Here is a 7,170-nt window from a genome sequence, read left to right on the forward strand (position 1 = left end):
AGCGGATTTACTCTGCGAACTCACTTCTCCTGCATTGGAGTCATGCAATGTCAGAATCTCCCGGAAAACTACGACTAGGTGCCCTGGTCGCGCTTGTGGTCGGCTCCATGATTGGCGGCGGGATCTTTTCCTTGCCCCAGAACATGGCCGCCAGTGCCGATGTCGGCGCTGTTTTGATCGGCTGGGCCATCACTGCTGTCGGTATGTTGACCCTGGCCTTTGTCTTCCAGACCCTGGCCAATCGCAAGCCGAATCTGGATGGCGGGGTCTACGCCTATGCCAAGGCCGGTTTCGGCGACTACATGGGTTTCTCCTCGGCCTGGGGCTACTGGATCAGTGCCTGGTTGGGGAACGTCGGTTACTTCGTATTGCTGTTCAGCACCCTGGGTTACTTCTTCCCGATTTTCGGCGAAGGCAACACCGTCGCCGCCGTCATCGGTGCGTCTGTGCTGTTGTGGGCGGTGCACTTCCTGGTCCTGCGCGGGATCAAGGAAGCAGCGTTCATCAACCTGGTGACCACGGTGGCCAAGGTTGTACCGCTGCTGCTGTTTGTCCTGATCGCCATTTTCGCCTTCAAACTGGACATCTTCACTGCCGATATCTGGGGGATCAAGAACCCGGACCTGGGCAGCGTGATGGACCAGGTGCGCAACATGATGCTGGTCACCGTCTGGGTGTTCATCGGTATCGAGGGCGCGAGCATCTTCTCCTCCCGTGCGGAAAAACGCTCGGACGTGGGTAAAGCCACGGTGATCGGCTTCATTACCGTGCTGCTGTTCCTGGTGCTGGTGAACGTCCTCTCGCTGGGGATCATGACTCAACCGGAACTGGCCAAGCTGCAGAACCCGTCGATGGCCGCCGTGCTTGAGCACGTGGTGGGTCACTGGGGTGCGGTGCTGATCAGCGTTGGTTTGATCATCTCCCTGCTGGGCGCCCTGCTATCGTGGGTCCTGCTGTGTGCGGAGATCATGTTCGCCGCCGCCAAAGACCACACCATGCCGGAGTTCCTGCGCAAGGAAAACGAGAACCACGTACCGGTCAACGCCCTGTGGCTGACCAACGCCATGGTGCAGATCTTCCTGATCATCACCCTGTTCTCGGCCAGTACCTACCTGTCGCTGATCTACCTCGCCACCTCGATGATCCTGGTGCCTTACCTCTGGTCGGCGGCCTACGCCCTGCTGTTGGCAGTGCGCGGCGAGACTTACGAGAACGCCCTGGCCGAACGCAAGAAAGACCTGTTCATCGGCGCCGTAGCCCTGATCTATGCGGTCTGGCTGATTTACGCCGGCGGCCTGAAGTACCTGCTGCTCTCTGCCCTGCTCTATGCCCCTGGCGTGATTCTGTTCGCCAAGGCCAAGCGCGAGTTGGGCAAACCGATTTTCACCAACGTCGAGAAGCTGATTTTCGCCGCGGTAGTCATAGGTGCGCTGGTAGCGGCCTATGGGCTCTACGACGGCTTCCTGACCCTGTAACACTCAAGTTTGTATTGTCATCTGGAGGATCACTGTAATGACCACGGAAAAAGTTAAGTACGGCGTACATTCCGAAGCCGGCAAACTGCGCAAAGTCATGGTTTGCTCCCCCGGCCTGGCCCACCAGCGGCTGACCCCGAACAACTGTGACGAACTGCTTTTCGATGATGTGCTGTGGGTTGCCCAAGCCAAGCGTGACCATTTCGACTTCGTTACCAAGATGCGCGAACGCGGGATCGACGTGCTGGAAATGCACAACCTGCTGACCGACATCGTTGCCATCCCCGAAGCGCTGGACTGGATCCTGGAACGCAAGGTCACCGCCGACTCGGTGGGCCTGGGCCTGATCAACGAAGTGAAATCCTGGCTGCGCAGCCTGGAGCCACGGCACATCGCCGAGTACCTGATCGGTGGCGTGTCCGCCGATGATCTGCCGGACAGCTTCGGTGGCAAGACCATCCAGATGTTCCGCGACTTCCTCGGCCACACCAGCTTCATCCTGCCACCGCTGCCCAACACCCAGTTCACCCGCGACACCACCTGCTGGATCTACGGTGGCGTGACGCTGAACCCGATGTACTGGCCGGCCCGTCGCCAGGAAACCCTGCTGACCACCGCCATCTACAAGTTCCACCCTCAGTTCACCAACGCCGACTTCGAGATCTGGTACGGCGACCCGGACCTGGATCACGGCAGCTCCACCCTTGAAGGTGGCGACGTCATGCCGATCGGCAACGGTGTGGTCCTGATCGGCATGGGCGAGCGCTCGTCCCGCCAGGCCATCGGCCAACTGGCACTGAACCTGTTCAAGAACAAAGCCGTCGAGAAAGTGATCGTTGCCGGCCTGCCGAAGTCCCGCGCAGCCATGCACCTGGACACCGTGTTCAGCTTCTGCGACCGCGACCTGGTCACGGTCTTCCCGGAAGTGGTGAATCAGATCGTTGCCTTCACCCTGCGACCTGACGAAAGCAAACAGGGCGGCATCGACATCCGCCGCGAGGAAACCAGCTTCCTCGACACCGTGGCCAAGGCCCTCAACCTCAAGGCGTTGCGCGTGGTGGAAACCGGCGGCAACAGCTTCGCCGCCGAACGCGAGCAGTGGGACGACGGCAACAACGTGGTCGCCGTGGAGCCAGGCGTGGTCATCGGCTACGACCGCAACACCTACACCAACACCCTGCTGCGCAAGGCCGGGATCGAGGTCATCACCATCAGCGCCGGCGAGCTCGGTCGCGGCCGTGGCGGCGGCCACTGCATGACCTGCCCGATCATCCGCGACCCTATCGACTACTAACCTATAAACCCTGGCCGACACTTATCGAGTGCGGCCAGGGGGATAACCGAAACCCAAGGAGATCCAAAATGGCTTTTAACATTCATAACCGCAATCTGCTGAGCCTGGAACACCACACCCCTCGCGAATTGCGTTATCTGCTCGACCTGTCCCGCGACCTCAAGCGCGCCAAGTACACCGGTACCGAGCAGCAGCACCTCAAAGGCAACAACATCGCGCTGATCTTCGAAAAAACCTCGACCCGCACCCGCTGCGCGTTCGAAGTGGCCGCTTATGACCAGGGCGCCAACGTCACCTACATCGACCCGAACTCCTCGCAGATCGGCCACAAAGAAAGCATGAAGGACACCGCCCGCGTACTGGGGCGCATGTACGACGCCATCGAATACCGTGGCTTCAAGCAGGAAATCGTCGAAGAACTGGCGAAGTTCGCCGGCGTACCGGTGTTCAACGGCCTGACCGATGAATACCACCCGACTCAGATGATCGCCGACGTGCTGACCATGCGTGAACACGCCGACAAGCCGATCCACGAGATCAGCTACGCCTACCTGGGCGACGCGCGCAACAACATGGGCAACTCGCTGCTGCTGGTCGGCGCCAAGCTGGGCATGGACGTACGCATCTGCGCACCCAAAGCCCTGTGGCCTCTCGACGACCTGGTGGCTCGCTGCAAAAAATACGCGGAAGAAAGTGGCGCCCGCATCACCCTGACCGAAGACCCGAAAGCCGCGGTCAAGGGCGTGGACTTCATCCACACCGACGTCTGGGTATCGATGGGCGAGCCTGTCGAAGCCTGGGCCGAACGGATCCAGCAACTGCTGCCGTACCAGGTCAACGCCGAGCTGATGAAAGCCACCGGCAACCCACGCACCAAGTTCATGCACTGCCTGCCAGCCTTCCACAACAGCGATACCAAGATCGGCAAGCAGATTGCCGAGCAGTATCCGCACCTGGCCAATGGCATCGAAGTGACCGATGACGTGTTCGAGTCGCCAGCCTGCATCGCCTTCGAGCAAGCGGAAAACCGCATGCACACGATCAAGGCGATCCTGGTATCGACCCTGGCTGATCTGTAACAGCTCACTCGGCTCCCACTGACTGGACACAGTCAATGTGGGAGCTGGCTTGCCTGCGATGGCAGCACCCCGGTGCTTCTGACAGACCGTGGTGATGCTATCGCGAGCGAGCTCGCTCCTACAGGGGACCGCGTACCGGCTTATATCTCTTCGAAGAAGGACTGCATTATGCGTATCGTCGTTGCTCTGGGCGGTAACGCCCTCCTACGTCGTGGTGAACCCATGACGGCAGACAATCAACGCGCCAACATCCGGATCGCCACCGAACAGATCGCCAAGATCCACCCCGGCAATCAACTGGTGATCGCTCACGGCAATGGCCCGCAAGTCGGCCTGCTGTCGCTGCAGGCAGCCGCCTACACCTCCGTTTCCCCCTACCCGCTGGACGTGCTCGGTGCCGAAACCGAAGGCATGATCGGCTACATCATCGAACAGGAACTGGGCAATCTGCTGGACTTCGAGGTGCCGTTCGCAACCCTGTTGACCCAGGTTGAAGTCGACGCCAACGACCCGGCGTTCAAGAACCCGACCAAGCCGATCGGCCCGGTCTACAGCAAGGCTGAAGCCCAAGCGCTGGCGGCGGAAAAAGGCTGGGCCATCGCCCCCGATGGCGACAAGTTCCGCCGCGTGGTGGCCAGCCCGAAACCCAAGCGTATTTTCGAAATCCGCCCGATCAAGTGGTTGCTGGAAAAGGGCAGCATCGTGATCTGCGCCGGGGGTGGCGGGATCCCGACCATGTACGACGAGAACCACAAGCTCAAGGGCATCGAAGCGGTGATCGACAAGGACCTGTGCTCGGCGCTGCTGGCCGAACAGCTGGAAGGTGACTTGCTGGTGATTGCCACCGACGTCAGCGCGGCGTTCATCGACTTCGGCAAGCCCACCCAGAAAGCCATCGCCCAGGCGCACCCAGACGAAATGGAAAAACTCGGCTTCGCCGCAGGCTCCATGGGGCCGAAAGTCCAGGCCGCCTGCGACTTCGCGCGCAACACTGGAAAAGTCGCGGTGATCGGTTCACTCTCGGACATCGAAGCGATCGTCCAGGGCAAGGCCGGCACCCGAATCAGCACGTCCAAACCTGGCATTACTTACCTGTAAGGAGAGACGTCTATGGCAAAGTTTGAGCCAGGTCATTTGCACATCGAGCGTCATGCACTGACCCCGGATGATGTCAGCTACAACGTGCACCTCGACTACGAAGTCAGCAAGAGCCCCAAGGGCGACAAGGGCATCCAGTTCACCATGCATGGCAACATTCAGGGCAAGGACATGAGCGAGACGTTCTTCCTGCCCAAGGAGGAGGCCTACAACTTTGCCAACAACGTGACGAAGATCGCCGAGAAGTACGGCATTCCAAAGACCCACAGCCAGATCGGCTCGGTGCACAAGCATTACGACCTGATGTTTGAAGACATCCGGGTGCAACTGAACATGAAATCCGGCGACCCGGTGAATATCGAACACTTCGAGTAATCCCATCCCGCTCGCGATGGCGCGCTGTCGACTGACACAGCGCTATCGCGAGCAGGCTTTCACCATTCGCCCGCCCCAAGGCATACTTGCCCCCCTCCGCACCTCAGAACCAACAAACGCCCCATGCGTATCCACGTCAGTTTCATCGACCGCGTCGGCATCACCCAGGAAGTCCTGGCCTTGCTCGGTGGGCGCAACCTCAACCTGGATGCGGTGGAAATGGTCCCGCCGAACGTCTACATCGACGCCCCGACCTTGAGCCCGCAAGTGCTCGAAGAACTGCGCGATGCCTTGTTCAGCGTACGTGGTGTGCAAGCGGTGACCGTGGTCGACATCCTTCCCGGACAACGCCGCCACCTGCAACTGGATGCCCTGCTGGCCGCCATGACCGACCCGGTGCTGGCCCTCGACAGTGCCGGCACCATTCTGTTGGCCAACCCGGCGTTGATCGCCCTGTACGGCCGCGAACCGGCCGGGGAAAACGTCGCCGAACTGTTTGCCGACCCAGCCCTGCTGGAAACCTTGCTGGAGCACGGGTTTCGCTTGCCGCTGCGGGAAATCACGGTCAACGGCCAGACCTTGTTGCTGGGCGCCACGCCGATCACCGACGCTGGCGCCCTGCTGACCCTGTATCCACCCAACCGGATCGGCGAACAGCTCTCGGCACTGCATCACGATCACGCCGAAGGTTTTGATGCCTTGCTCGGCGAGTCGCCGGCGATCCGCACACTCAAGGCCCGTGCGCAGCGGGTAGCCGCCCTCGACGCGCCACTGTTGATCCAGGGTGAAACCGGCACCGGCAAGGAACTGGTGGCCCGCGCCTGCCATGCCATCAGCGCCCGCCACAGCGCGCCGTTCCTGGCGTTGAACTGTGCGGCCTTGCCGGAAAACCTCGCCGAAAGCGAACTGTTCGGCTACGCCCCCGGTGCCTTTACCGGCGCCCAGCGCGGTGGTAAGCCGGGGCTGATGGAACTGGCCAACCAGGGCACGGTGTTTCTCGACGAGATTGGCGAGATGTCGCCGTATCTGCAGGCCAAGCTCCTGCGGTTTCTCAACGATGGCAGCTTTCGCCGGGTGGGCGGGGACCGTGAGGTCAAGGTCAACGTGCGGATCCTCAGCGCGACCCACCGCGACCTGGAGAAGATGGTCAGCGAGGGGACCTTTCGCGAAGACCTGTTCTACCGCCTCAATGTGCTCAACGTCGAAGTCCCGCCATTGCGCGAGCGCGGCCAGGACATTCTGCTGCTGGCTCGCTACTTCATGCAGCAGGCCTGTGCGCAGATCCAGCGTCCGGTCTGCCGCCTGGCGCCCGGTACCTACCCGGCCCTGCTCGGTAATCGTTGGCCAGGGAATGTGCGCCAGTTGCAGAACGTGATCTTCCGCGCCGCGGCCATTTGCGAAAGCAGCCTGGTGGACATCGGCGACCTGGACATCGCCGGCACCTCAGTGGCGCGCCAGAGCGACAGCGAGGTCGACAGCCTGGAGCAGGCCATGGAAAGCTTCGAGAAATGCCTGCTGGAAAAGCTCTACGTCAACTATCCCTCGACCCGCCAACTGGCCAGCCGCCTGCAGACCTCCCACACCGCCATCGCCCATCGGCTGCGCAAGTACGGGATTCCCGGCAAGGCCTGAATACAACTCCTTATCTGAACTGCCGCAAATGTTGGACTGCCTCATCGCGGCATAGGTATCTACACCACTGTGGTGCGACGTTGCACCTGTGGGCCGTCAGGGATGTTGGATTAGACCGCGTGCATATCCATTTTTGCGGTAACGGCCTCCTATGGTTCCGCTTTTACAGCGGCTCACTTTTGGAGGAGCCCAAAAGTAAGCAAAAGGCTCTTGCCCC

The 7,170-nt window shown here is 60.8% G+C and carries 6 protein-coding genes; all 6 read left to right on the forward strand.

The window, feature by feature from the left end; genetic code table 11:
* The first annotated feature begins 47 nt into the window (after positions 1 to 47).
* The 6 genes from arcD (at position 48) to ACIOVD_RS18770 (ending at position 6,953) form a co-directional block, all read left to right on the forward strand.
* On the forward strand, positions 48 to 1,475 hold the full coding sequence (gene arcD / locus ACIOVD_RS18745; RefSeq protein ID WP_095169840.1) for an arginine-ornithine antiporter: 1,428 nt from the start codon (positions 48 to 50) through the stop codon (positions 1,473 to 1,475).
* A 37-nt stretch (positions 1,476 to 1,512) separates the two neighbouring features.
* Positions 1,513 to 2,769 carry an arginine deiminase gene (gene arcA / locus ACIOVD_RS18750; protein WP_095169841.1) on the forward strand — a complete coding sequence of 419 codons (1,257 nt, stop codon included), beginning with the start codon at positions 1,513 to 1,515 and terminating at the stop codon, positions 2,767 to 2,769.
* Positions 2,770 to 2,837: 68 nt separating this feature from the next.
* On the forward strand, positions 2,838 to 3,848 hold the full coding sequence (locus ACIOVD_RS18755; protein WP_095169842.1) for an ornithine carbamoyltransferase: 1,011 nt from the start codon (positions 2,838 to 2,840) through the stop codon (positions 3,846 to 3,848).
* A gap of 168 nt (positions 3,849 to 4,016) precedes the next feature.
* Positions 4,017 to 4,946, forward strand: coding sequence for a carbamate kinase (gene arcC, locus ACIOVD_RS18760; RefSeq protein ID WP_095169843.1), 930 nt, complete (start codon positions 4,017 to 4,019; stop codon positions 4,944 to 4,946).
* Between the two features lie 12 nt (positions 4,947 to 4,958).
* Positions 4,959 to 5,321 carry a DUF5064 family protein gene (locus ACIOVD_RS18765; RefSeq protein WP_095169844.1) on the forward strand — a complete coding sequence of 121 codons (363 nt, stop codon included), beginning with the start codon at positions 4,959 to 4,961 and terminating at the stop codon, positions 5,319 to 5,321.
* Between the two features lie 123 nt (positions 5,322 to 5,444).
* Complete coding sequence (locus ACIOVD_RS18770) at positions 5,445 to 6,953, forward strand: sigma-54-dependent transcriptional regulator (RefSeq protein WP_095169845.1); 1,509 nt, start codon at positions 5,445 to 5,447, stop codon at positions 6,951 to 6,953.
* Positions 6,954 to 7,170 lie beyond the last annotated feature (217 nt).

Origin of the sequence: Pseudomonas sp. NPDC087626, assembly GCF_044743405.1 — a bacterium.
GTDB lineage: Bacteria > Pseudomonadota > Gammaproteobacteria > Pseudomonadales > Pseudomonadaceae > Aquipseudomonas.